Origin of the sequence: Shewanella sp. ENK2 (genome assembly GCF_043568515.1) — a bacterium.
GTDB classification, from domain to species: Bacteria; Pseudomonadota; Gammaproteobacteria; order Enterobacterales; family Shewanellaceae; genus Shewanella; species Shewanella japonica.
Window position 1 is genome coordinate 594651 of sequence record NZ_CP171406.1, and the last position, 25596, is coordinate 620246.

Annotated in this window: 16 protein-coding genes and 4 pseudogenes; 3 read left to right on the forward strand and 17 right to left on the reverse strand. The window is 40.9% G+C overall.

The window, feature by feature from the left end:
- Positions 1-48: 48 nt before the first annotated feature.
- The 6 genes and pseudogenes from ACGEDC_RS02775 to ACGEDC_RS02800 all read right to left on the reverse strand — a co-directional run bounded on the left by ACGEDC_RS02775 (position 49) and on the right by ACGEDC_RS02800 (position 7318).
- Positions 49-3374: pseudogene (locus ACGEDC_RS02775) on the reverse strand (S41 family peptidase).
- A 245-nt stretch (positions 3375-3619) separates the two neighbouring features.
- Positions 3620-4435: a hypothetical protein gene (locus ACGEDC_RS02780; RefSeq protein WP_394496314.1), complete on the reverse strand. Its 816-nt coding sequence runs from the start codon at positions 4433-4435 to the stop codon at positions 3620-3622.
- Positions 4428-4991 (reverse strand): sigma-70 family RNA polymerase sigma factor, encoded by a 564-nt coding sequence (locus ACGEDC_RS02785; protein ID WP_372037771.1) that lies wholly within the window; start codon positions 4989-4991, stop codon positions 4428-4430. Before ACGEDC_RS02785 ends, ACGEDC_RS02780 begins: the two co-directional genes overlap by 8 nt.
- A 188-nt stretch (positions 4992-5179) precedes the next feature.
- Positions 5180-5932, reverse strand: a complete 753-nt coding sequence (locus ACGEDC_RS02790) for a YfbK domain-containing protein (protein ID WP_394498219.1) — start codon at positions 5930-5932, stop codon at positions 5180-5182.
- A gap of 15 nt (positions 5933-5947) precedes the next feature.
- A pseudogene (locus ACGEDC_RS02795) lies at positions 5948-6457 on the reverse strand (VWA domain-containing protein); the annotation flags it as partial.
- Between the two features lie 114 nt (positions 6458-6571).
- Positions 6572-7318: a hypothetical protein gene (locus ACGEDC_RS02800; protein ID WP_394496316.1), complete on the reverse strand. Its 747-nt coding sequence runs from the start codon at positions 7316-7318 to the stop codon at positions 6572-6574.
- A 331-nt stretch (positions 7319-7649) separates the two neighbouring features.
- On the opposite strand from ACGEDC_RS02800, the gene purE reads away from it, so the two are divergent.
- Complete coding sequence (gene purE / locus ACGEDC_RS02805; RefSeq protein WP_055025709.1) at positions 7650-8141, forward strand: 5-(carboxyamino)imidazole ribonucleotide mutase; 492 nt, start codon at positions 7650-7652, stop codon at positions 8139-8141.
- 2 nt (positions 8142-8143) lie between these two features.
- Positions 8144-9241 (forward strand): 5-(carboxyamino)imidazole ribonucleotide synthase, encoded by a 1098-nt coding sequence (gene purK / locus ACGEDC_RS02810; RefSeq protein ID WP_394496319.1) that lies wholly within the window; start codon positions 8144-8146, stop codon positions 9239-9241.
- A gap of 76 nt (positions 9242-9317) precedes the next feature.
- Here purK and ACGEDC_RS02815 read toward each other — a convergent pair whose 3' ends face one another.
- The 6 genes and pseudogenes from ACGEDC_RS02815 to ACGEDC_RS02840 all read right to left on the reverse strand — a co-directional run bounded on the left by ACGEDC_RS02815 (position 9318) and on the right by ACGEDC_RS02840 (position 17525).
- Complete coding sequence (locus tag ACGEDC_RS02815; RefSeq protein ID WP_055025711.1) at positions 9318-10499, reverse strand: methyl-accepting chemotaxis protein; 1182 nt, start codon at positions 10497-10499, stop codon at positions 9318-9320.
- A gap of 228 nt (positions 10500-10727) precedes the next feature.
- Positions 10728-11345: a hypothetical protein gene (locus ACGEDC_RS02820; protein WP_080916340.1), complete on the reverse strand. Its 618-nt coding sequence runs from the start codon at positions 11343-11345 to the stop codon at positions 10728-10730.
- A 446-nt stretch (positions 11346-11791) separates the two neighbouring features.
- A complete protein-coding gene (locus tag ACGEDC_RS02825; RefSeq protein WP_394496322.1) occupies positions 11792-12220 on the reverse strand; it encodes a hypothetical protein in 429 nt (142 codons plus the stop codon).
- Entirely contained in the window at positions 12217-13809 is a 1593-nt protein-coding gene (gene gshA, locus ACGEDC_RS02830) for a glutamate--cysteine ligase (protein ID WP_394496324.1), read from the reverse strand. The genes ACGEDC_RS02825 and gshA overlap by 4 nt, the downstream gene beginning before the upstream one ends.
- Before the next feature lie 284 nt (positions 13810-14093).
- Positions 14094-16925: a M16 family metallopeptidase gene (locus ACGEDC_RS02835; RefSeq protein WP_394496326.1), complete on the reverse strand. Its 2832-nt coding sequence runs from the start codon at positions 16923-16925 to the stop codon at positions 14094-14096.
- A gap of 178 nt (positions 16926-17103) precedes the next feature.
- Positions 17104-17525, reverse strand: a pseudogene (locus tag ACGEDC_RS02840) (YqaA family protein).
- Between the two features lie 361 nt (positions 17526-17886).
- Between ACGEDC_RS02840 and ACGEDC_RS02845 the strand changes: the two are divergent.
- Entirely contained in the window at positions 17887-19134 is a 1248-nt protein-coding gene (locus ACGEDC_RS02845; protein WP_394496328.1) for a dicarboxylate/amino acid:cation symporter, read from the forward strand.
- A gap of 134 nt (positions 19135-19268) precedes the next feature.
- Here the strand turns inward: ACGEDC_RS02845 and ACGEDC_RS02850 are convergent.
- The 5 genes and pseudogenes from ACGEDC_RS02850 to ACGEDC_RS02870 all read right to left on the reverse strand — a co-directional run bounded on the left by ACGEDC_RS02850 (position 19269) and on the right by ACGEDC_RS02870 (position 25592).
- Positions 19269-20515: pseudogene (locus ACGEDC_RS02850) on the reverse strand (alginate export family protein).
- A 44-nt stretch (positions 20516-20559) separates the two neighbouring features.
- On the reverse strand, positions 20560-21402 hold the full coding sequence (locus tag ACGEDC_RS02855; RefSeq protein WP_055025718.1) for an ABC transporter ATP-binding protein: 843 nt from the start codon (positions 21400-21402) through the stop codon (positions 20560-20562).
- Between the two features lie 24 nt (positions 21403-21426).
- Positions 21427-22416, reverse strand: coding sequence for an ABC transporter permease (locus tag ACGEDC_RS02860; protein ID WP_394496331.1), 990 nt, complete (start codon positions 22414-22416; stop codon positions 21427-21429).
- Positions 22417-22445: 29 nt separating this feature from the next.
- Complete coding sequence (locus ACGEDC_RS02865) at positions 22446-23810, reverse strand: CmpA/NrtA family ABC transporter substrate-binding protein (RefSeq protein WP_055025720.1); 1365 nt, start codon at positions 23808-23810, stop codon at positions 22446-22448.
- A gap of 651 nt (positions 23811-24461) precedes the next feature.
- Complete coding sequence (locus ACGEDC_RS02870; protein WP_055025721.1) at positions 24462-25592, reverse strand: sodium ion-translocating decarboxylase subunit beta; 1131 nt, start codon at positions 25590-25592, stop codon at positions 24462-24464.
- Positions 25593-25596: the final 4 nt, after the last annotated feature.

The window sequence follows — 25596 nt, forward strand, 5'->3', positions numbered from 1 at the left end:
CCTCGTCAGATAAATTTCAATTTACGCAACTAAAAACAATGACTTAAATCACCAAACAACCGTATTCAGTTCAGCTTGGTCACTTTTAAAATCAGTCTGTGGTTTAGGTAAAATATCCTCTGCAGTGCCTTGTTGTGGAATAGGTTTAGCACGTAAAGGTAGGATCGGCGTTTGTTTTAGTTCCTCTTTAAGGTAACTAATGGCCTTTTCAAGCTGCGCATCAGCACCGGTAAACGTTGCATAAGGCAAGTTATCAACTTCAATATCAGGTGTAACACCGTAGCCTTCAACAATCCAACGACCATCCATTGCATATTGAGGATACTCAGCGACGCGTGCCATTCCATTATCAGTCACTCGATTACGCCCTGATAACCACACTCCAGCACCAGCAGTTTGCTTGCCAATAATAGGGGCTAAACCTAATGCTTTAATCCCTGCAGAAAAGTTTCACCATCTGAGTACGTCATTTGATCTGCAAGCACCACTAAATGGCCTCTAAAGGTTTGTTGCATGTTGGTATTTGCTGAACCATGAGTCGGCTGCCAAAATGCCCAAGCACGGCGAAGCAGTTTTTCAATTATCCAGCTATCAATGTTTCCGCCTCGGTTTCGACGAACGTCGATAATTAAGCCATCCTTATCGTAATTGGTGTAAAACTCACGTGCGAAACTTTCGATATCACCCGAACCCATAGCATACAGGTGCAAATACCCCATTTTGCCATCACTGGCCTTAGCGACTTTTTGCGCATTATTGTTAACCCAATCTAAGTAACGTAATTTAGCATCTGCGCCATTGCTATGAGGCACAACAATGGTTTTATGGCTATCTTTGCCACGCTTTAAATCAAGCAGTACCTGTTTTTCGGCTTGGTTTCGCAAGCTATGCGTTACATCCGCAACCGAGTTAATGGCTTTGCCATTAATGGCGACAATGATATCCCCTGGTTTAGCATCCACATTAATTCGCCCAAGGGGTGAAGCTTGAGAAGGCAACTCAGGATCATTCTGATAAATATGACCGATAATCACTCCTTTATCGGTTTGTGATAATCGCGCCCCTAAACTAGCCGCAGTTGCAGTCTCATTTTTAGTGACATCACCACCACGAACTTGGGAATGCAATGAATCGAGTTCCCCCATCATTTGCTTAAATATGTCATTAAGCTCGTTACGATCGGTCAATCTTTTTAATAAAGGTTGGTATTTTTGTTTAATGGCAGCCCAATCTTTACCTCGCATGCCTTTATCGTAAAAAGAGTCTCGATGCATCAACCAAGCATCTTCAAAAATTTGCTGCCACTCTTGCATAGGTGAGATAGCCAGCTGCCATTGAGCGGTATCAACTTGAGTGTTTTTAAGTTCAGTAGGTAGCTTATCGCCTGCGGCAACAATATGCATTTCAGCAGGGTTAGACTGCTTAGTAATGAGTAATTTCTCGCCGTCAGCAGACACAGCATAACCACCGATATCAGCCCCAAACTCGCTAATTTCAGCAGATAGATGATCAAATTTAATGAGCTTTAAACTGGTCTTATTGGCATGAGTGTCCAATAAATACAACTTATCTTTTAGCACAGTTAAATTAGCATAATTCCCTGATGCAACGGGTACTTGCCAAAGACGCTGAGTAATCCCTTTCCAGTCAATTCTGACTTTTTTAGTTACGGTATTGGTCGCTTCTTCTTTATTTGCAATGGTACTTGCATTGAGTTCAGTCGGTTGTTCGAATGGAAATAACGCCTTCTCATTGAGTGCAATCGCAAACACTTGGGTGCGTTTATCAAAAATCGGCCCCATGTTTCTATCACCCCAAGGTGAACCTGGTGTTGCATCAAAGTGGCGATTAGATAAGAAATATAACCACTGCCCATCAGGGCTAAAACTAGGTGAAAATGACTCATATTTATCGCTAGTTAATGCTTGTGCTCTTTCATCTGATAAGGAGTACAACACCACCTGTGGACGCTGCTTACCAATTTCAGACTTAGTCACGGCGATAAGCTGACTGTTCGCAGACCAAACAATGTCCGCATATTCGCCTAACCCTTCTCCATTAACGATAATTTTTTTATTCTTGCCTTTTTTCAAGTCCAATAGCCACACGTTGCCGTCATAATCATCGTGAGCAATATAACGACCGTCTGGTGAAAGGTGTAAGCTGGTTCGTAGCGATGATCCATCTTTGGTTAATTGCTTTGCACCTTCGCTACCATCCGCTGGGAATTGCCAAATCTCTTGTTGGCCTGAAGCATCACTGATGCCGTAAACCCATTTTCCGTCGACACTAAGAGCACCATTACGAACTCTAGCATCAGCAGGGGTTTTAATTTGAATCAGTCTACTGCCGTCATGACTGGCAACGGCGACATGACTACGTGCTGTAATAACCGCTTTATTCCCCTTTGCAGCAAAAGCAACTGACGTGGCATATTGCATTGGATCTGCAATCCATTGCTCACGACGATGAGGAAAATCTGAAGTCAAACTAACATTGACGATGGACGAACTATTATTACTAATATCAAATACGTTAATGTCTGCGCCATGTTGAAACACAATACGTCCCTGATTTAATTGAGCGTCACGCACTTGCCACTCTGAAAATTGAGTATGCTGAGTCATGTCCTTGCCATCAACTGACATAGACCAAATGTTATCGTTGCCAGATTGATCACTGACAAAGTACACGCGATTTTGCCACACCATAGGTTGTCTTACAGAACCCTGATGGGAGGCGGTAAGCTTTTGCGCTTCTTTTTTGCTACCCAGCTCATAGCGCCAGATTTCGCCTAATGCGCCACCTCGATAAACCTTGGCGTTATCTCCACTGGCTTGTAGACCAAATTGAGTGAAGTAAACATATTTACCTTGCGCATCAATCGCACCTTCAATGGCATCAGCTAGGGGAAGATCGGTTACGATTAATGACGATGGATTAACTGTTTTTAGTACCCAGTAATTTGCTGGACCATTGGCATTGTCAGTGGCATATAGAATCTCACCAGAAGCAGTCCAACCTTGCAGGCGAACCCGGCTATTCTCAAAGCTCACTCGTTTTGCAACACCGCCGGCCATTGGCATAACATACACTTCAGTTGCACCGTCATAATTGGCAGTAAAAGCCAACCACTGACCATCTTTTGAGATAGTCGCGTCTAACTCTTCTGCTGCTTGAGTCGTCAATCTTGTCGCCGTAGTTTGGTTTAACTGACTGGTCCATAAGTCGCCTTCAGCGGTAAACACAATGGTTTGGTCGTGCAATGCTGGCGCACGATAGTATCCTTGATTTTCACTACTGACCGCTTGAAAAGCGATTCCTGAAAGCCCAAGGGCCAGCATGCAAGCGGTAACGGATTGACGAAGTTTCATGGTCAGAAAAGTCCTTGTAAATATTATTATTTTCAAGCACTCAAATTAGCAAAAAAATGCAACTTATCAGTATCAAAATACGTTAATTAATGATTTATCCTCGATGAATTTGTAACCGAATACGTTAGTAAAAATACTCATCAAAGAATAAGGATTAACATGATTAAGTTAAGATAAAAAAAGGTAATAATATCAATTAAATATTATTACCTTTTTAATATTATGGCTTTGCGTTCACGGCGGCACTATTGAGTAGTCAACTGCCTTTTTAATTGCTGATACACTTCATGTTGTGGATGTTCTAATTCCACAATCCTAGGGAATCGCTGTTCAATCGTTTGTAGATATCGTTCAGCTTGTTGCCAATCTTTATCTTTAACTAATTGTGTTAATGTTTCCAAAGCTTGTTCGACTGAGTCATGTTGCATTAAAGGTTGTGACTGCATTTTATCTATCTTGCTAATACCTTGTGCTTCAGACAGTTTCATTTGACTTCGAGCGATATCTGAAGCGTGTTCCGTACTCACTTTCGGTGCTGCTTGTTGTTGAGTTAATGCTTGTATGGCTTGAGTCTCTTGCTGTGCTTGAGCCATCGTTTCAATATTCTGCTCAATACTTTGCTCACTTCCCTGCTCAATACGTTGACTTGAACTTGCTGGTTCATCAGCAAAAGTATTGGGCTCTGCACGCATCATAGCTGGCGAAGATGTCGTTTGATTAACCTCTGTCGCCATTGGAATCGCCTCTTCAATATCTGTCACAGCATGTTGATTAAACTCAGGATTGAGTAACATAACCGATGCTATGATCATCACTGATGCAGCACTTGATAATGGCAATTTATGCTTATGCCAAAAACTCACCTTAATCACATTGGAGTTGGAATTCTGCTGCGTTGTCTGTGTCGAACGTATTTTTGACTGAGCCAAAATTGCAGCATCAATCGCCGCAGAAGGCCGCTCTAAATTTTGTAGCTTATACAAAGCAGAAATGTCTTGCTGCAACGCCGCAAAAGCTTCGTCAGTCATAGGTTCAGAGTCATTATTATCATGCTTACTCATGAGTCATTCCCTCCCACTTATTGGCGACACATTGTTTGATACTTTGATACGCATAGCGAATTCGGCTTTTAGTGGCTTCAACGGTAACATTAGCAATATCACTGATGGCGCTGGCTGTTAAGCCTAACTCGATGTTCAACAGAAATGCTTCTTTTTGCACCGCTGGTAATTTAGCTACGCAGGCTTTAAGTAATTGCGCTTGATGCTGTTGCTCTAAAACTTCATCTGGTCGCCCATTGAATTGTTGATTACCAATGTTGGCATCATACTCATCCATGCCCTGCTCACCTAATTCATCAAGCTTATCTAATGGTTTTACAGCTCGGACATGATCGATTAATAAATTATGTGCAATACGGTATAACCAAGTAGTAAATTTAGCAGTAACTTGGTAATTATCAGCGGCATTAATCACTTTGCCCCAAGTATCTTGATATAAATCTTCTGCTAAGGTGTTATCGCTTATTTGGCGTACAAAGTAGCGATAAAGCGGCCCTTTATGTTTACTGTAAAGCGCTTCAAAAGCGTGAGCATCACCTTGCTGATAGTCCAACATTAATTGTTCATCGGATCTATCAACAGCTCTATTAGCTTGCTGATTTATTTCGTTATCTGTCACCACTGACTACCTTGGTTATAGGCTATTTTCGCATTAAACCAGTTTGCCCAGCGACGTAGGTAATGTCCACTTATTCACTGCATTGAGTCATAAAAAACCTCATTCAATCTTCAGTTAACTTGAAATTAATGGTTTTGATTCTTTGTTTGCTTACCCTCTAATAACTCACCCTGTTTTGGTGGCAAAATGGGCTGCGGCATTGGATAAGGCGTGACCTGATTGGGAGGACGATATTGTTTACCTTGTTGCGACTTGGTTAGCTCATAAACCGAGTTAACAAGCGCTAAAAACTCAATTTTATCGGTTGATGCGTTATCGCCCACAATTTGATTTAGTTCATTCACCGACTGGTTAGCAATATGCACTAATTCGTCATAATTAAACTGATGCACATAATGATTGTGATTTATAAGCTGACCCAGTCCAGCCACCGCAGTCGCAAATCGAAACTCAGGGCTAGCTTGTTCAAAGAACTTATGTTGCTGCGATATATCAATCGCATATTCAGGTATTAACTGCTGTTTAGCTGTGGATCTGGAATCCAAAATGACTAATTCGGCCATCGTTGTTGCGCTAAAACCTTGGTGCACACCACGATTACCAGCAGTATCACCCTCAATATTATTAACACCTACACTCATGGTTTGCTCGTTATATCTAAGCTCATATAACGCAACAAACTGTTTGGTATCACTCTGTTTGATATGAGGTTGAACATGTTGTGCAGACCCCTTTCTACTATTAACTGCGGTATTGGTTTCATAGCCAATTAAACGATACTCAGACACTAATCTAGGGTTAAACCTCACCAAAGTCTGTAGCCAATTAAAACCCAATGCGGCTTTTTCGCTGGCATTCGCGGTCAATTCAACATTCACAAGTAGTAGAAACGTGCTTTGATTGAATGGCGATGGCGCAAGTTCTGTGGTCACTTTATAGTTTTTTGACAACTCGCCGCTGTTAGCTAATGTGTTGTCGAATTGATAATCGAAATGGTTAACTAATTGATGGCTACTAACTGCGTTTCGTAAAGGTAACTGGCCTTGAGCTATCAAGGATTGTAGCGCATCGTAATCAGCATCATTAAAGGAAAGTCGGTATCGCGACAGCGGCGTTTCCCCTGTCACCATATTACCACCATGACCATCAATGCTCAGCTGCCCTTGATAAAGCCCAGGTTTAACTGGCGGCATCGTCGGTTTTTTAGGAAGAATAATCGGATCAATTGGCTCTGCTTGAACGGCATTAGGTTTGTTCGTGACCTCAGCTCGCACATGTAGAGTAAGATTCACTAACAACACCAATAGTAATGTCAGACCAACTAAAATAGACCGCCATAAACGCCCTTTATTGAAGTAATAGCCCTCCAATTTTTGACGTGATAACTTCGATGATGTTCCCATTTTTAGCCCCTTAACCGTTTTCACCTATTAGTAATAACGGATAACAAATCAAAAAGGGTTAAATTTTTTAAATAATATCAGTATTGCCACGACTCAAAAAAATAATAACGGTTATTACTGACTAAAAACACGTTCTAATTCAGGAATTAAAATGGCTTGTTCAGCTTCACCAAAAAAGTCAGCATGCATTTGAATAAAAGCTTCTTGAAAACTTTGTAGACCCATAATTCGGTCAATTTCAGCAATGACTTTTTTACCTTTTTCGCCTTGTGAACAAACGATGTAGCCATAAATAGGCTGAGTCACATGGCGAATAGGAATAGATTGATAATCTAAGCTCTGGTTATTGTCTCGTAAAAAGGCATCGACCACTTCACTGTACTCGATAATCCCCTTTACTCGCTCTGCTTTAAGCATTTTAATTAAACTGTTTGAAGAGCCCATCCCGCCACGAATATAGTATTGATGTGGGTTTCTTTTTATTCTCTCATCAATAAAGTCGCCATAAGCTCTATCTTTGACGACCCCAAGTTGACCATGTGTATCTGCAGGAAAATTCGCTAAATCAAACTCTTTGGGAAAGAGTTCCCGATTATGACTCATTACGATTAATCTAAGTGGAGGGTAAACACTGATAGGATATTTGGAAAAATGAGCGACGCTTTCACGTTCTGCGGTTTTTATTTTATTAAACATGCAACTATTTTGCTGTTTAGATAATTCTAACCAACCACGAGTCATGCTAACTTGTTCTTGGTCAAATGTTAGCTGCTCATCACTAAACTCTGTTAATAATGCAATTGCTTCCATCTCTTCATTACCAGAAATAGACACTATCGTTTCATCAACTTCCGTTAACATAACGGCATGAGTTGCAGCTATAAGCTGCTGATTAAATGTAGTAAAAAAATACAGTGCAAAAAACTAGTCCCTTAGTCTTTAACCTTTCGAATGCCATAAAGTACCCTCGAGTTCAAAGCCTATGTCATTAACAGTAGAGTACCCTGTTAGCATTCGCAATCAGAAACTGAGTTTCAGCCGCAGAAAACACTGAAATGCAGCGAAAATAGAGCCAGCATGCTATTATCTAGCCCCTTTTTTATCGTCATGATTTTCATGGTGATAAGCCCTGTACCCTACGCAGGGAAAAGTAAGAAATAACCTAATAATATAAGTGTGTTAAGGAGTTATCATGCAAGCCCTTGTTGCCGTAGTAATGGGATCTAAGAGTGATTGGCCCACCATGGAAGCCGCCGCAGAAATAATGGATAAGCTTCAGGTGCCATATCATGTTGAAGTTGTCTCAGCGCACCGTACTCCTGACAAACTAATGGACTTTGCAAGCACTGCTGCCGATAAAGGTTATAAAGTGATTATTGGTGGCGCCGGTGGTGCTGCTCACTTACCTGGTATGATCGCTTCAAAAACCCGTTTACCCGTTCTTGGGGTGCCAGTACAAAGTAAGGCGCTTTCAGGAATGGATAGCTTACTGTCAATCGTTCAAATGCCTAAAGGTATAGCAGTGGGTACCTTAGCAATCGGCACGGCGGGTGCATTTAATGCTGGCTTACTTGCAAGTCAAATCCTTGCTGTAACGGACGCTGAACTGGCTGCTCGTCTTGATGCATTTAGAGATGATCAAACTAACACCATTCTTGAAAATCCAGATCCGAGGGAAGCTTAATAATGGCTCAGCAAAACCCTAAGCAACATAATGTCTGGGTACTTGGCGATGGCCAACTCGGCGCCATGCTTTCCCATGCTGGTCAACCTTTAGCAATCAATGTCCAACCTGTGGACATCATGACGCCATCTAATGAGCGTTTACCGCTGAAAGATACTGATATTATCACTGCAGAGCGTGAGCAATGGCCAGAGTCATCCCTAAGCCTGCAATTAAGTGAACATCAGCATTTTATTAATGGCCCCGTTTTTGGGCGTTTGGCTGACCGCTTCACCCAAAAAAGCTTATTGGATGAACTGTCGGTTCCGACATCGCCTTGGGAATTAGTTGATGACAATACCGATACCTCAAACTTGCATCAGCAATATGGTGATAGAGTATTACTTAAACGCCGCACTGGCGGTTATGACGGCAAAGGTCAGCATTGGTTAAAGCAAGCTGAAGGAACAGAAATCCCCGCTGATTGGCGCAATGAAGCCATTGCAGAGCAAGCAATCAATTTTGATGAAGAAGTATCAATTATTGGTGTCAGAACCCAAAATGGTGAATGTGTTTTTTACCCATTAACCCTTAACTTACATCAAGATGGTATTTTAATGGCTTCTATTTCGCCATTAAGCCGATTAGACCACCTTCAACCACAAGCTGAAGCAATGTTAACTAGCGTCATGGATGCTCTCGATTACGTGGGAGTTATGGCGATGGAATGTTTCCGTGTCGGTGATGAGCTACTGGTGAATGAGTTAGCACCACGAGTGCACAACTCAGGGCACTGGACACAGTCAGGCTGCCACATCAATCAGTTTGAATTACACCTGCGTGCATTGTGTGATTTACCGATCCACACCCCACAAGTTAACTATAAATGTGTGATGGTTAACTTAATTGGTGTGGATAAAGACGACCGCTGGCTAAGCTTACCGAATGCAGAGCTATTCTGGTACAACAAAGAAGTCAGAGTGGGCCGTAAAGTGGGTCATCTCAATTTATCAGCACACAATAAAGCGATGGTTGACGACAGTATTGCACTATTACAACAGTGGATGCCTGAGCAGTACCAAGCCCCTCTTGCTTGGATATTGGCTGAATTCGAGCGTTAAATTGTAGTGAGTCATGTTCGCTATAAAGCAAAAAAGGAGCCTAAGGCTCCTTTTTTATTTGCTACCTTTAAGCTTGTTAAATACACACTCGGGTTAGTACTTGTTCAAGGTTTTCAGAGCTTGCCTTTTGTTGTTGTGCTCTTAATGAAATCGCTTCGAGATTTAATTGCACCTCATGGCTTAAACGTGAAATTTCAATCGCACGATTATTAATGCTTCCCGTTGAAGTTTGCTGACCTTGAATACTGTAAGTCATATTGCCAGCAACACTGTCTAATTGCTCAAAGACGTGTCCTATATCGCTAAAGGCTTGGGTCACACGCTGACATTGTTGTAGGCTTTCTTGGGTGACACGCTGACTTTCTCCGATGGCACTGACCGCATTTCCAGCTTTAGCTTGAAGCTCTAGCACAATTGATTGAATTTCAACTGTCGATTCTTGTGTTCGATGCGCTAAGGCTCGCACTTCATCTGCTACAACAGCAAAGCCACGCCCTTGCTCACCCGCTCTAGCAGCCTCAATTGCAGCATTTAGGGCTAACAAGTTAGTTTGCTCGGCAATACTTTTAATGACTTCTAAAACGTTTCCAATCTTCTGGCTATCACTGTTCAGCAAATCTAAATCAGACACCATGCTCTCAATGCCATTAGCAAAGGTCGTCATTGAGCTTTGGTTATTTTGTGCATCACTTGTTCCTGATGCTAATAGCTCTTTAACTTGAACTGATGTCGACTTAAGCTCTTCAGCATTAGTAAATAATTCATCCGCAGTGTGAACAATCTCAGTTAAAGAAGCACTTATTTGTTCATTCTCTTGTGTGCTTTGACTCATTGATGACTCAGCAGCTCCCATTTGAGAAGCAAGTTCATATGATCCTGAGCGAACATCATTAGCATCGGCTCGAATCTCATCAATAACAGCTTTCAAATCTTCAATGAAATCGCTTAATCCATTACTGATATTAGCAATTTGGTCATCTCCATTATCCTTTAATGGCTTATCGGGCGCTGTATGAGTACTGACCACTAACGCTAAATAATGGCTCAATACATTTAAGCGTTTTTGTACTTGCTGCTGGTAAACATATAGCAAGGCAAACGACTGCGCAGTCCCTAAGCAAACAAGCAATATGACCAATTGGAATGTGGAGATTTGATCAGGAAGAAACAGTGAAACAACAATGGCGAGCAAGACAAACGACATGACGGGTAATAATAACCTCGTCTGCAATTTATTATTATCATTATGAGTTTGCATATAGGGTTCCGAAAACGAATAAATTATTTTAAACCTAAGTGGTTACAATTTTTATTATTGATAAATCGTAAGATGTTAAATCCTGTGCAACATTAAAGAATTAACACAATATCTACAATTGTTATCGGACATTGTCGCTGAAAGTTTAGATTTATTATTGTCAGTGTTTTTATACAAATGAAATAAAAAAGCCTCGCATTGGCGAGGCTTATGGTTCAAGGCGATGGATTACCCAAAGAATAAACGCCATAACCAAGAAGAATCTAAGTCTTCTTTACAAGTGTGATACTGTTGAGCATAGGTTTTTGAACGTGCATCGACGCGATTGGCGACAGGGCCTAGCCACGCTTTGGCTTTATAAGTTCCCCGTTTGTAACCGCCCCATCCTTCGTGATAATTCAAATATTGATTTTTTGCGTCCCACTTAGAAATACCATTGATTTTATTAGTTTTATAAATAAACCACCCCATAAAATCCATCGCATCATCAAAGTTACTTCGACTCGACCATGAATTACCTGTTTCTCGTACGTAATCATCCCAAGTCATCGTTTTCGCTTGCGCATAACCATAAGCATCACTGGCACGCCCAATAGGAATAAAACCGAGGAAATATTCCATAGGCGGTGCAGCATTATGTTTAAATGAGCTTTCTTGATACATCATGGCTAAAGGCACATGAACCGGTACGCCCCATTTATCACGAGTATTGACAGCAGCTTTATACCAAGAGCGATTTTCTTGGAAAATAGAACACAGGTTGTCAGGCTCTTTTGGTGGAGGTGTGGCACAACCAGTTAGTTGTAATAATAAAATGGTGCTTAAAGCACGAAAAAACCACTTCATAAAAGCCCTTATAGCAAATGAAAACAACTGAATATGAAAATCCAAAGACGGGTAGATTCTCACATCAAAGTGACAGAGATGCAAACCGCTTTATCATAAAAAAGCTGACGAAGTCGTTATAATAAAGCGACAGAATATCCCATGACTTAACTGACGATTAGACAGTGTCGCTTAGACGGTTATGGACTATCACGGATTGATATCATCACAGCACATATAGGCTATTAACGATATTTTGAGGTCGCTAATTTTAAGAAGGCTAGTTTATGAGGCTAACTTTAAGTCACTTTGCTAAATGATTTTTCAGTCACTTTTTAAATAACTGCGTTGAAGAGATAAATGTAAAGCGATTAATTGAACACAAGGAGAATGAAAAATAGGTATGGGACGAAAAATGACTAAGCATTATTCCTTGATGCAATTATCGCTTGGGGAGCATTGAGTATTTATCCCATCTTATCGGTAAATACACATTCATAAGACGTTTGCTTCCAAACCACTGGCTTCCAATAGTCGCTATTAAGCCCTGTATATGTTTTATCAACTTTAAGTTCAGCTGCTAAATGATAGCGCTGCTCACGTTCAACCACAATATCCAGCTTTTTGGTTTGTCTGGCTGCGAGTTTAACTTTCAATTCTGGCGACTCTATTAGCTCAGCTAAAGTAAACGTGTGCTTACCTGCTGTCAGTTTATAATAAGGACGCGAAATAACAGCTTGACCATCAAGATGTGTGACAACCACCCGATATAGGTTGTCTGCACTCGGCGGCGTAATGTAACTCGCAACCGAACCACACATAAACTCATCATCTGATGAACTTGCACACCCTTGAAGCAGTGCAAGCATCATCAATAATAAGGCCGTTATCTTCATTGATTAACGGCAACTGCTGGCTGCGCTAAATCAGCAAAATAATCCGCTAAAAACTCATCAAAGCTCACTGCGGGTTGTGCTTCAATATCTTGCTGCACTCTTAGAGACTCTTGCGCTTCAGCTTCATATTCAGCCAGAGTGTTGGCTGATAACGGATAATTAGACAGGTACTCATGGTACTGTTTTGCAAGTTGTTTCACCCACACACCATGATCAATACCTTGATTAACTACATCTTCAAGCACACGACCAGATAGTGTTTTACTTGGGTCGTTAATCGCTTCTTGCCACTGTGATAATGCTTGTTGGTACTGATTACCCTTACCATCAAGTAAAACAGCAAGTCGTGACATTGGCTCAAAAATATCACTTAACCATTCAGTTAACTTAACGTGTTTGCCCTTTCTACTTAAGGTTAAGTCAGGTTTACGACCTTCAAGTACAACAGCTTTTAAGTTAGCGGCTATTTCAGCCTCTCCTTCAACATCTGTTTTATCGGATGAAAGTAATAAACAATAAAGCAAGAACAAATCAAGGAACTTAACCTGACTAGCATCAATACCAATAGGGCTATAAGGGTTGACATCAAGAGCACGCACTTCGATATATTCTACACCAGCTCTAGCAAGCGCTTCAGATGGTTTTTCACCTGACTTAGCAACGCGTTTAGCCCGAATTGGCGAATAAAATTCATTTTCGATTTGTAAAACGTTGCTATTCAACTGGCGATATTCATTGCCAACCTTAACCCCGATTTTTGCAAAGCTTGCTGAAGGCATTCTAATCGCTTCGCCTACACCCGCTAGATACTCAGGTAGCGAGTTATAACTAATATCTAGCTGCTCCTGCTCTTTATTGGTGTAACCTAAATCACTCATACGCAATGACGTTGCGTAAGGTAAGTAAAGTGTCCCTTTACCTGTTTTCTTAAAATCAAAATCAACTGGCTGTTCTTTAATAAACGAACTACATAGTGCGGGTGAAGAGCCAAAAAAGTATGGCAATACCCATACCAAACGGCGATAGTTACGGATCATGCCAAAATAAGATTCTGAGATAAAATCTTGTCGAGAAAGCTGTTTATCACTTTTCTCGTACAAAGCATCCCACAGTTTTTCTGACACTGAAAAATTAAAGTGAACCCCTGCAATAATCTGCATTAAAGGTCCATATCTATGAGTTAGCCCTTGACGATAAAGGGTTTTCATTTTTCCATTATTTGAACTGCCGTAACGGGCGATCGGAATATCTTTCTCATCGCCAACATAACAAGGCATGCTGACAGGCCAGAGTGTTTGGCCATTCATATTTTTAACACTGTAGGCATGAGTTTGAGTCAAGCCATCTAATAAAGTGTCAATATTAGAATTAACTGGAGTGATGAACTCTAAAAGAGACTCACTGTAATCTGTGGTAATACGAGAGTGAGTTAAGGCTGAACCTAACTTTTCTGGGTGACCGTCTTTTGCTAATTGACCAGAGTCATCGATTCTTAAAGCTTCACGTTCAATGCCCCTTAACATACCGAGCAGTGATTCACGACCTTGGTCGTTGGAAAGGTAATCGATTATTTCATTGAATGAGTTCAATTTGCTGTTCTCTTATTGTAACCCGAATTAATAACTCGAATTAATCACTCGAATTAGTCAGCCGCATCGGTTCATATTGCGACTTACAATCTGCTAGACCTGCTATTAAACGATATTATTTCCAACAATGCATAATAAAATCTGCTTCATTGAATAAATTTACGTTCAATCGTCTTAAAATAAAAAACGGTAACATCATTATTGTCACCGTTATGTGGTCTTTCATCATATCAGACCCTATAAAACCTATATAGGGTCTATATTTTTAAAAACAATAGCGAAACCTATTTAATCTCTTTTATAGGATAGCCTAAAGCTTCAAGTTTAGGTGAAATCACCGTTTTATCGCCAACAATGACCATAATCATACTCGATAAATCTAACTGCGCTTTAGCTAACTGGTTAAGTTCATCTTTACTGATTGTCGCCACAATATCAGCCTGTTGCTCAGTAAAATCATCTGCCAATTGGTAACGCTGTATCATGCGCATAAAGCCCGCTTTTTGATATGGGGTTTCATACTCAAGCGCTTTGCCTTGAGAAATAGAACTGCGCATGAAAGCTAACTCTTTATCCGTCATACCTTCAGCTTGAAAACGTTTTATTTCATTCACAAACTCAGTCACTGACTCAGCCGTTACATCAGTGCGAACACTGGCAGTTGCTTCAAAACGACCGATAACATCATTACCATTAAAGCCAGTTCTTGCCCCGTAGGTATAGCCTTTATCTTCACGTAGATTCAGGTTTATACGACTATTAAATGCTCCACCTAATGGGTAATTCATTAAGAAAGATTTAAAATACTCCCCAGTCGCATCATAAGGTAATGCTCGCTTACCTATCTTAATCACTGATTGAGCCGCACCGGGTTTATCAATAACGTAAATAGTGCCACCAGCAAGCGTTGGGAATGTTGGTAAGGCTTCAGCATTATTTGCACTGCCTTGCCATTTCTCCAGTACCGAAAGTTCAGACATCACCTGCTGTTGAGGTAAATCAGACACTAACACCATCTGTGCATTACCTGCTTTATATTGGGTTTGATAGAACTGCTTTACGTCATCTAATGTCAAAGCAGAAACTGTCGCTACACTGCCTGAGGCTTGAACGCTAAAGTGAGTATCTTCGCCAAAAAGTAATCCTGAAAATGCTCTACGAGCGAGATAGTTAGGATCTGATTCTTGGTGTTGTAACCCTTGTATTTCCTGTTGTTTTAGACGCTCAAAATCAGCCTCAACAAAACCTGGCGAAAATAACTTTTCTTGTAAAATTGCCAACGTAGGTGTCAGATTTTCAGTCAAACTCGATACTTGAATGTAGCTCTGAGTAGAGGTTGCTCCAAATGAAATACTACTGCCTAGCATTTCAAGTGCGCCTGCTAATTCTTCTGTTGTTCGTTTTTGACTCGACTCATTTAACATTGAAGCCGTTAAAGAGGCGACACCTGCTTTTTCAATTTCAGGTAACCGATTACCGCCATCAAGGTAAATTAATAACTCTACCGTTGGGGTTTCATGGTTTTCTGTTCCCATGACCTCGATGCCATTTGCTAGTGATGCATTCCATAGCTTTGGTACTTTAAGCACGGGCGCAGCGCCTACCTTCGGCATCACGGTGCGATCAAAGCTTGAGGTAATTTGACGAACATTCTCTGTTCCTGTTACCGCTACATCGGCCACTGATTGCGTTACCGGAGTAAAGTTATCCTCTTTAGCGATAAGCTGTTTAGCCCCTTCAGGAACCACACTCATTACGACCATTGGTTTATCTTTGATATAGGTTTTAAAAACCCGCATCACATCTTCTTTGGTAACACTGGCATAACGAGCTAAATCACTGGCGACCATATTAGGGTTATCAAAAAAGGTTTGATTGTAAGCCAGTGTAGAAACTTTGCCTTTCACACTTTGCATGCCGTAAATGGTATCGGCTTCAAATTGCACTTTTACTTTTTGTAGATCGTCATCGGTCACACCACGCAGCTCAAACTCGGCAATCGAGTCATTAATTTTTTGCTCTAATTTAGCAAGGTCGGTACCTGATGCAGGATTTGCCAACGCATATAAAGTCAAACGACACGATAACTCTTGGCAAGGATGACCGACTGATGCCTGCACAGCAAAGCCATCTTTAACCAGATTTTTGTATAACAGCGATGTTTTACCGCCGCCTAAAATGTTGGCCAATAAATCTAATGCAGCTTCATCTTCATGACGGGCATAAACTGTTGGAAAACCCATATAAATCAGAGGTAGATGCACCTTATCTTCCATCGAAATATATCGGGTTTCATCGAGAGTAACAGGGGTTTTAGGATCGGCTTTAACTTCAGGGCCACGGGCTAACTCACCAAAGTACTTATTAACCATGGCAAGCGTTTGCATTTCATCAAAATCCCCACCAATAGTTAACGTAGCATTGTTAGGCCCATACCAACGTTTAAAGAAATTACGAACATCATCAACCGTTGCGCGTTCTAGATCTTCTGGCCAGCCAATCACAGGCCATGAGTAAGGGTGTCCCTCAGGAAACATGGCTTGATTAAAGCGTTCATTCAAACGGCCATATGGTTGGTTGTCGATACGTTGAGCACGTTCGTTTTTCACCGTTTCACGCTGAACTTCAAATTTTTCACTGGTCAATGCTGGCAACAAAAAGCCCATTCGGTCTGACTCTAGCCACAACATTTTTTCGAGCTGGTTACTTGGCACGGTTTCAAAATAATTTGTTCTATCGGTATTAGTCGTTCCGTTAAGCGTACCACCAGCTTCTGTGACGACTTTAAAGTGTTGCTCATCTCCAACATGCTGGGAGCCCTGGAACATCATGTGTTCGAATAAATGAGCAAAACCACTGCGGCCTTCTACTTCACGAGCAGACCCCACATGGTAAGTAACATCAACATGAACAAGAGGATCTGAATTGTCCTGATGCAAAATAACTGTCAGTCCATTCTCTAACAAATATTTTTTATAAGGGATACTCACCGCGTCAGATACACCAACGGTTTCGATTAAAGTCACGCCTTGAGGCAAACTGGAGGACGTTTTTACGTCATGTGCGCAGCCACTTATGGCAATAGAGATCGCCGCTGCTAAGATCCATTTCTTCACTTAAACTTCCTTTAAAAAATTAATAGCATAATAGTATGGGCTTACGACCCTGCTTTATTCAGATAGTTTCCAATAGTAGTGATAATTGCGCTATGGCTTGCAAAAATACAATCTAAAGTGTTTGAAAGTTATATATTAATATTCAATATGATGGATACCCTACCTCGTAGGGTCATTATTACCATGCCAACATAAATGCTGCCACAATTAAAGAGTAACGAATCGTTTTACCGATGAGTATCATGATAGTCGATGGGACAATAGGTAACTTTAGCCATCCTGCGATTAAACATAAAATATCGCCGATTAATGGCAGCCAAGATAGCAATAATGCCCAATAGCCATATTTTTCGATTAATTTTAGTCCATGTTGGTATTTTTAGAGGCAAAGTCCTCTGGCGTCTTCGCAAAGCGGCCTAAATAGCCTAAGTAATAACTGGTGATTGCCCCTAACGAATTACCAATACTGGCCACAACAAGCAATGCAAACCATGTTTGTGGGGCTTCATTCAATAAAGCGACAAGTAAAACTTCTGAGCCTCCTGGTAACAAAGTTGCTGCTAAAAAGGCCCCGCTAAACATTAACCATAACGCTGTCATTTACTTTACCTGATGATATTTATAGAGTTTTAATCACTTTGAAGTCACACCTTACCAAGGGTTAGCAAGTTGTTGAAATTTAAAGTACATTTAACAAGTCTCAAAAATGGTATAAGTTATATCAAAAACGGTTTGTCCCGTTATGATTGACTCAATACAATTCGAAAATTGCTCCACCGAGAACTGTAGATAAGCAATATTAAAATAAGCTGAACCTTAATGATGTGAACCATCGTATTGCTTATGCAGCGTAACTTCAGCAATGACTATTCAATAGCCTTTGTGTAATTGTGTTCGGTTATTGAAATAATAATCCCCTTGCTGAAAACAACGGCAAGTATAATAAATAGTTGGAAATTTAATGATTTTTCAAACCTTGAAACGTATTCCTTTTTGGCAAAAAGTCCTCGCAGGTTTTGCTTTTGGTATCATGGCGGGTGTTGCTTTAGGCGAAAGCGCCGTAATGCTGAAACCACTCGGTGACTTGTTTATCAGTGCCATTAAAATGTTGGTCGCACCCTTAGTTTTCTGCGCCATTGTCGTTAGTATTACTTCTTTAGGTTCTCAAGCAAACCTTAAACGTCTTAGCTTTAAGACCTTAGGCCTGTTTATGCTAACAGGCACGGCTGCATCATTCATAGGTCTTGCCATTGGTAGTTCTTTTGATATGGGCGGCAGTATTGAGCTGGCGACAACGGAAGTGAGAGACCGTGATATTCCAGGGTTTGCTCAAGTCTTATTAAATATGATCCCAGTTAATCCTTTTGCCTCATTAGCAGAAGGAAAAGTACTGCAAATTATCGTATTTGCTGCATTAGTGGGTATCGCTATTAATGCTGTTGGCGAAAAAGCTGCACCACTTAAAAATACCATTTCAGCTGGCGCAGAAGTCATGTTTGAACTCACTCGTATGGTATTAAAACTCACCCCAATAGGTGTATTTGGTTTAATGGCTTGGGTTGTGGGTGAGTACGGTTTATCAACCTTATTGCCATTAGGTAAGTTCATTATCGCAATTTATGTCGCAGCGCTCATCCACATCATTTTTGTCTATGGTGGCTTAATTAAGTTTGTCGCTAAACTGAGCCCGATACAATTTTTCCGCAAAGCCATGCCTGCACAGTTAGTCGCATTCAGTACTGCATCTAGCTTTGGTACATTACCAGCAAGTACTAAATGTACTGAATCAATGGGCGTATCTAAACGCTATAGTGCTTTTGTTTTACCTCTTGGCGCAACCATGAATATGGACGGTTGTGGCGGTATTTACCCTGCTATTGCGGCAATCTTCATTGCCCAAATTTATGGTATCCCATTAGAAATCAGCGATTACATGCTTATTGCTGTGACAGCAACAGTAGCGTCAGTTGGTACTGCAGGTGTACCTGGTAGTGCAATGGTTATGCTAACCGTTACCTTAGGTGTTGTTGGTTTACCGCTTGAAGGAATCGCATTTATTGCGGCAATTGACCGTGTAATTGACATGATACGTACAGCAACGAACGTCACTGGCGATATGATGACAGCGGTTGTGGTTGGTAAAAGTGAAGGTCAATTTGATGAAACGCAGTTTAATTCAAATGAAAAAGTCATTGAGCAAACAGCATAGTTAATGACGTAATTAAGGATTTGGTTAAAGATTCAGTTAATTTGCTACCAAACCTACAAAACGGCAGATGAATTGTTCATCTGCCGTTTTCATTTTATAGCCCAACCTATTTAAAAGTCGCGACTAACATTAGGCTAAAACTTTGCGTTAAACCATACCCACGCTTTGTCAGTATCCACTTTACCTGCTGCAACATCACCAGCTGAATAAGCCGCATATTTAACGCCAACGGTATAGTGGTCATATAATGGCATACTAAAGACGGCGTTGATTTCTGAGCCTAAATCGTCCACCGCTGCACTTGATTCATCCGCATCAAACTCGTGATAAGCCACCGCCCATTTACCACCAATCACACTACCACCAATAGATGCATACAAGTCAGCCAAGCCTTCTTTAGGTGTTGTTAAGAATTGGTCGGTCCAACCATTAAAGCCATGTAGTGTTGCAAGTGGAGTCGAGAAACCATAATCGCCACCATCTGAACCTAACAGCTCGTAGCCTACTTTGAAGGTAACCACTGAAAAACCAACGCCCCCTCAAGGCTCATATAATCTGCAGAATAAGATTGCCCTGCTGTATCTGAATCCTGAGTGGCATATTCCGCTGTATAAAGTAACTTAATATCACCAATATCAGCTTTACCGGTAAAGCGAAGACCATAAGTGTCTAGACCGTTTTCAATATTAGTATCTTCTTCTAATAGGTAGCCATAGGCGCTTAACGTACCAAAACCCGTTTTTAATTGAGCATTGATTAAATTATCTTTTGAATCAATATCTTTTGCTTCTGCAAAAATACGATTTCGCTGAGTAATATAACCATAATCAATTTGGAACATATCATTGAACTTATATTCAAGCATGACGCCATCAAACGTCTGTCTATCTTGACGCCAACCCACATGTCCCACAAAACGCTGATTATCAAAGGTGATCACTTGTCGACCCCCTTTAACACTAAAACCTTCGTATTGGTATTTTAAAAATAGTTGATCAAGTTCTGTGGTTTCAGGATCGGCAATCACAGAATAATCAGGATTGTTTCCTAAAGTATCGTTATAGTCATCAACACCCGCTACGACACGTGAATCTTCGAACTCGACTAACGAACTAAAACCATAGTAATCAGCTGTGGCGTAAGTTAATCGGGTACGTAACGTAAAGGCATCTGCATCTTTTAATGCGTTATCTTGCTCTACCATTTCATAACGCAGATTTAAATCGACTTTCACTTTCCCTTCAGTCACAGCTTCTGCAATCGTCGTTGCTTCTGCAGCATGTACTTGGCCCATCAATGCCAAAGATGCTGGAGCAATGATGGTTAACGCTGATTTTGCTAACCTTTTATTGATAAAACTCGCAAGTTGATTCTTTCTCATCATATTTCCCTTGTTGTAATTAAATCTTGTCCATCAGAGTAATCTTAGCCAACATTAGCAGTTTCATCGTTACTAATTGATGAATTGCTAATATTAATGGTCTCAACTTTTCGTTGCTTCTCGTATAAGAACTTCAATACTTCAGCACGTAGACGGTTATATTCTTTGTCTTCTGCCAGTGCTAACCGCTCTCTTGGTCTTGGTAAATTAACGTCTAAAATTTCACCAACCGTCGCTGCTGGGCCGTTGGTCATCATGACAATTTTATCAGATAGTAATACGGCTTCATCCACATCATGCGTAATCATAATAACGGTGTTATTCAGCTCGTTTTGAATTTCCATTAGCGAGTCCTGCATGTGCGCACGCGTTAGTGCATCTAATGCGCCAAACGGTTCATCCATTAGCAAGACTTCGGGTTCCATTGCCAATGCTCTTGCAATACCTACTCGTTGCTTCATACCGCCTGAGATTTCGCTAGGAAGCTTATGCATTGCATGTTCCATATGTACCAGCTTTAAGTTGTATTCAATCCAGTCCTTAATTTCAGCTTTGGATTTTTTATTCTTAAATACTTGTTTAACTGCTAGCTCGACATTTTGATATGACGTGAGCCATGGCAGTAATGAGTGGTTTTGAAACACAACGGCTCGCTCAGGCCCAGGCTCTGTTACTTCTGCGCTGTTTAAAATCACTCCACCTTGAGTGGCTTGATAAAGACCCGCTACGATATTTAGTACAGTTGACTTACCACACCCCGAATGACCTATGAGCGATACAAACTCACCTTTATTGATCTTCAGGTTCACTTCTTTAAGCGCTTTAAATGGACCATTAGGGGTAGGAAAATCCATATCGATATTACTGATATCTAAAAATACACTCATAATATTTACTCCTTGCGTCCCAAATTAACGGGCTTTATCCCATGAGAACCAAGCTTGTAGTGCAAGCATTGCTCTATCTAGTAAGAAACCAATAAACCCAATCACAATAACGGCTGCCATAATGCGAGATAACGACTCTGAACTTCCGTTTTGGAACTCATCCCAAACAAATTTGCCAAGGCCTGGGTTTTGCGCCAACATCTCTGCTGCAATTAACACCATCCAAGCCACACCGAGTGATAAACGCATCCCCGTGAAAATTAACGGTATTGATGCTGGTAATACGATTTTCTGCACATGAGTAAAGGCTGATAACCTCAATACTCGACTGACATTTAATAAATCAGTATCAATAGATGCGACTCCGATTGAGGTGTTAATGATCATTGGCCACAAACTACATAAAGTGACTGTGAGTAACGAATTGATAAACGATTTCGATAACATAGGATCTGGAGAGACATAAAGTGCGCTCACCACCATAGTAACCAGTGGCAACCAAGCCAATGGCGAGACGGGTTTAAACAGCTGCACAATAGGGTTTATTGCCGCATTTAAATTTTTGCTCAGCCCCATCCAAATACCCAATGGAATTGCGATAATCGCGGCTAATAAAAAACCTGACATCACGGTAATCAAACTCGTAACAATCTGATCAACAAAGGTTTCTTTACCTGTATAAGCTCGTGTCTTTGGCACATAAGTTGGATCTTTTGCCACGCGAGCTTCATTACGCACTTTTTGACGCTCATAGAAAGCTGCCGCTTTTTCTCGTTCAGCCACATGTTCTTGGTAAAGCGAGTCGAACTGAGCTACAACAGCCACTGGCCCCGGAAACTTACCCAACGAAGTGTTGATGTTATTTGCGCTGATAGACCATAAGACTAAGAACACGGTTAAGCCAATAATGGGTAACAGTAACGTTTTACTCATTTGACCTAGTTTCGAAAGCAACACGTTGGCAGATGACTTATCCATAGGAAGCCTCTGGGTAATTTTTGCAATGGTTGACATAGCTCTATCCTCACTTCGATAGCTGTAAATTACAGCTTATCGCCTTGTTTTAGACCAATGCTGAACTTATTGATGTAAGCATTAGGCGCGCTCCCGTCATACACGATATCGTCAATAAAGTGCTGCTGAGGTTTTTTAAAGCCAGTTTCAGTTGCAAAGTCTGGGAAATGTTTTGCATCAATGGTTTTGTCATCAATTAAGGATTGAGCAGCTTTAGCATAGATATCTGGGCGATAAACTTTCGCAGCAACATCTTTGTACCAATCATCAGGTTTATCTTCAGAGATCTGCCCCCAGCGACGCATTTGCGTTAAATACCAAATCGCATCTGAGTAATATGGGTAAGTTGCGTTATAACGGAAGAACACATTGAAGTCTGGAACCGCTCGCTTATCGCCTTTTTCATATTCAAATGTGCCGGTCATACTATTAGCAATGACATCGTAATCAGCACCAACATAATTAGATTGCGATAAGATTTTTACAGCTGCTGGACGATTGGCATTGTTATTATCATCTAACCACTTAGCCGCCTTAATCAGGGCGCGAGTTAAACGAATCGTCGTGTTAGGATATTTTTCAGCAAATTCAGCCGTGATCCCAAAAACCTTCTCTGGGTTGTCTTTCCAAATTTCATAGTCGGTAACAACCGGCACTCCAATGCCTTTAAATACGGCTTGCTGATTCCATGGTTCACCCACGCAGTATCCATAAATAGTGCCAGCTTCAAGCGTTGATGGCATTTGTGGCGGAGGGGTTACAGAAAGAAATGCTTGCGCATCTAATTGACCCGAAGTGTCACCTTTATGAGGCGCATAGTATCCTGGGTGAATACCACCAGCAGCTAACCAATAACGTAGTTCGTAGTTATGGGTTGATACAGGAAATACCATGCCCATTTTGAACGGTTTACCAGCTTCAGTGTATTCCTCGACAACAGGTTTCAGCGCATCAGCTTTAATTGGATGAACAGGTTTGCCATCGCTATTTTTAGCGATGTTAGGTTTCATTTTTTTCCAAATATCATTGGATACCGTAATGGCATTACCGTTTAAATCCATCGAAAAAGGCGTAATAATATGCGCTTTAGTACCATAACCAATAGTGGCAGCTATTGGCTGCCCTGCCAGCATATGTGCGCCATCTAAGCGACCATCAATAACACCGTCTAATAACACCTTCCAGTTAGCTTGGGCTTCAATCGTGACGTATAGGCCTTCTTCTTCAAAGTAACCATTCTCATAAGCGATAGCGATAGGCGCCATATCAGTTAATTTAATAAAACCAAAAGTCAGTTCTTCCTTTTCTGGAAACCCGACCTCAGCCATGGCTGGCAATACGGCAGAAAAAGACATCACCAGTAATGTCTGTTTAAGTGCTTTTTTCCAATTCATCTTTAAATCCTTGTTAAGTGTTAAATAGGTAAAACAAAAAAGGCGCTAACTACCCCCTAAGGAATAATTAAGCGCCTTTGCTTAAATTAATTTACGACTAAAAAATGATTAATTTTCACGTTTAAGACCAAAAACAATCAAAAACGGATAAATAAAATACAATTATAATCAGCCAATATGTGACCATTACTATTCAGCTAACGTGCCAACTTACTAAGATACTGTTTTAAATACAAATTTTAAAACACCCCTCCAACATACCTATAAAGGGTAGTGCTAATTTAGTGCAAAATAAATAAAATCGCACCTAAATGGGTATAAAATACGAGTCGTTATATGGATTGAACAACAATGGAGCAATGCAAGCCTTAATATTGGATTAGGCTGATAAATCGACGTCCCTTAAGCCTTGCTAATCGAGTAAGAAAAGAAATTAAAGAAAGGCTTATGAGTTAAATGCTAAGTGAAGATAGTGAGAGAGTGAGAAAACTAAAACCCTGATACAGACGCGTAATAGATGGCACTATCTTCTGTTTATACATATAAGATTAAGATGAACTCAGGCTCAATATGACCAATGTGTTAGCAAAAAAACCACTGCTTAGCAGTGGCTTTAATATAATTTACAACAAACAGAGTTAACGCATGGTATTAACCTAGAACAGCCAACAATACACCAGCAGCAACAGCGCTACCCAGTACACCAGCAACGTTTGGTCCCATAGCATGCATCAATAAGAAGTTTTGTTGGTTTGACTCTAAACCTACCTTATTTACAACACGTGCGGCCATAGGTACAGCAGATACACCAGCTGCACCAATCAATGGGTTAATCTTACCACCTGAGACTTTAGACATCAGTTTAGCCATCAACACACCAGCAGCTGTACCGATACTAAATGCGACAGCTCCTAAGACTAAAATACCTAAGGTTTCGATACGTAGAAACTCTTCAGCCTGCAATTTAGAGCCTACAGCTAAACCAAGGAAAATAGTGACAATGTTAATTAATTCGTTTTGAGCAGTGCTTGATAATCTATCTACCACGCCACATTCACGCATTAAGTTACCTAGACAGAACATTCCTACTAAAGGCGTTGCTGCTGGTAAAAATAAAATGGTCATTCCCACTACCATCAATGGGAAAATAATTTTCTCTTTTTTGCTGACTTCACGCAGCTGTTCCATCTTAATGGTACGTTCAGATTCGTTAGTCAATAAACGCATAATTGGTGGTTGAATTAACGGAACTAACGCCATGTACGAGTACGCAGCAACTGCAATTGCACCCAATAAATCAGGGGCTAGTTTAGAGGCTAAGAAAATGGCTGTTGGGCCATCGGCGCCACCAATAATCGCAATTGCCGCAGCATCTTGCATAGTAAACTCAAACCCAGGCACTAAATTTAATGCAATTGCACCAAGCAAGGTCGCAAAAATACCAAACTGCGCCGCAGCACCTAATAGTAAGGTTTTCGGATTAGCAATCAGCGCTCCAAAGTCAGTTAACGCCCCCACGCCCATGAAAATCAGTAATGGGAATATGCCTGTTTCAATACCAACATAGTAGGCATACCAAAGTAGACCGCCTTCGTCGGTAAACCCCGCATTAGGAATATTCGCCAGGATAGCACCGAAACCAATCGGCACTAACAAGAGTGGCTCGAAGCCTTTAGCAATGGCGAGATATAACAATGCCCCGCCAATTGCCATCATAAATAGTTGATCAGGTGCGAAGTTAGCAATACCTGTCTCAGACCAAAAGGCCATTAATCCTTCCATGCTA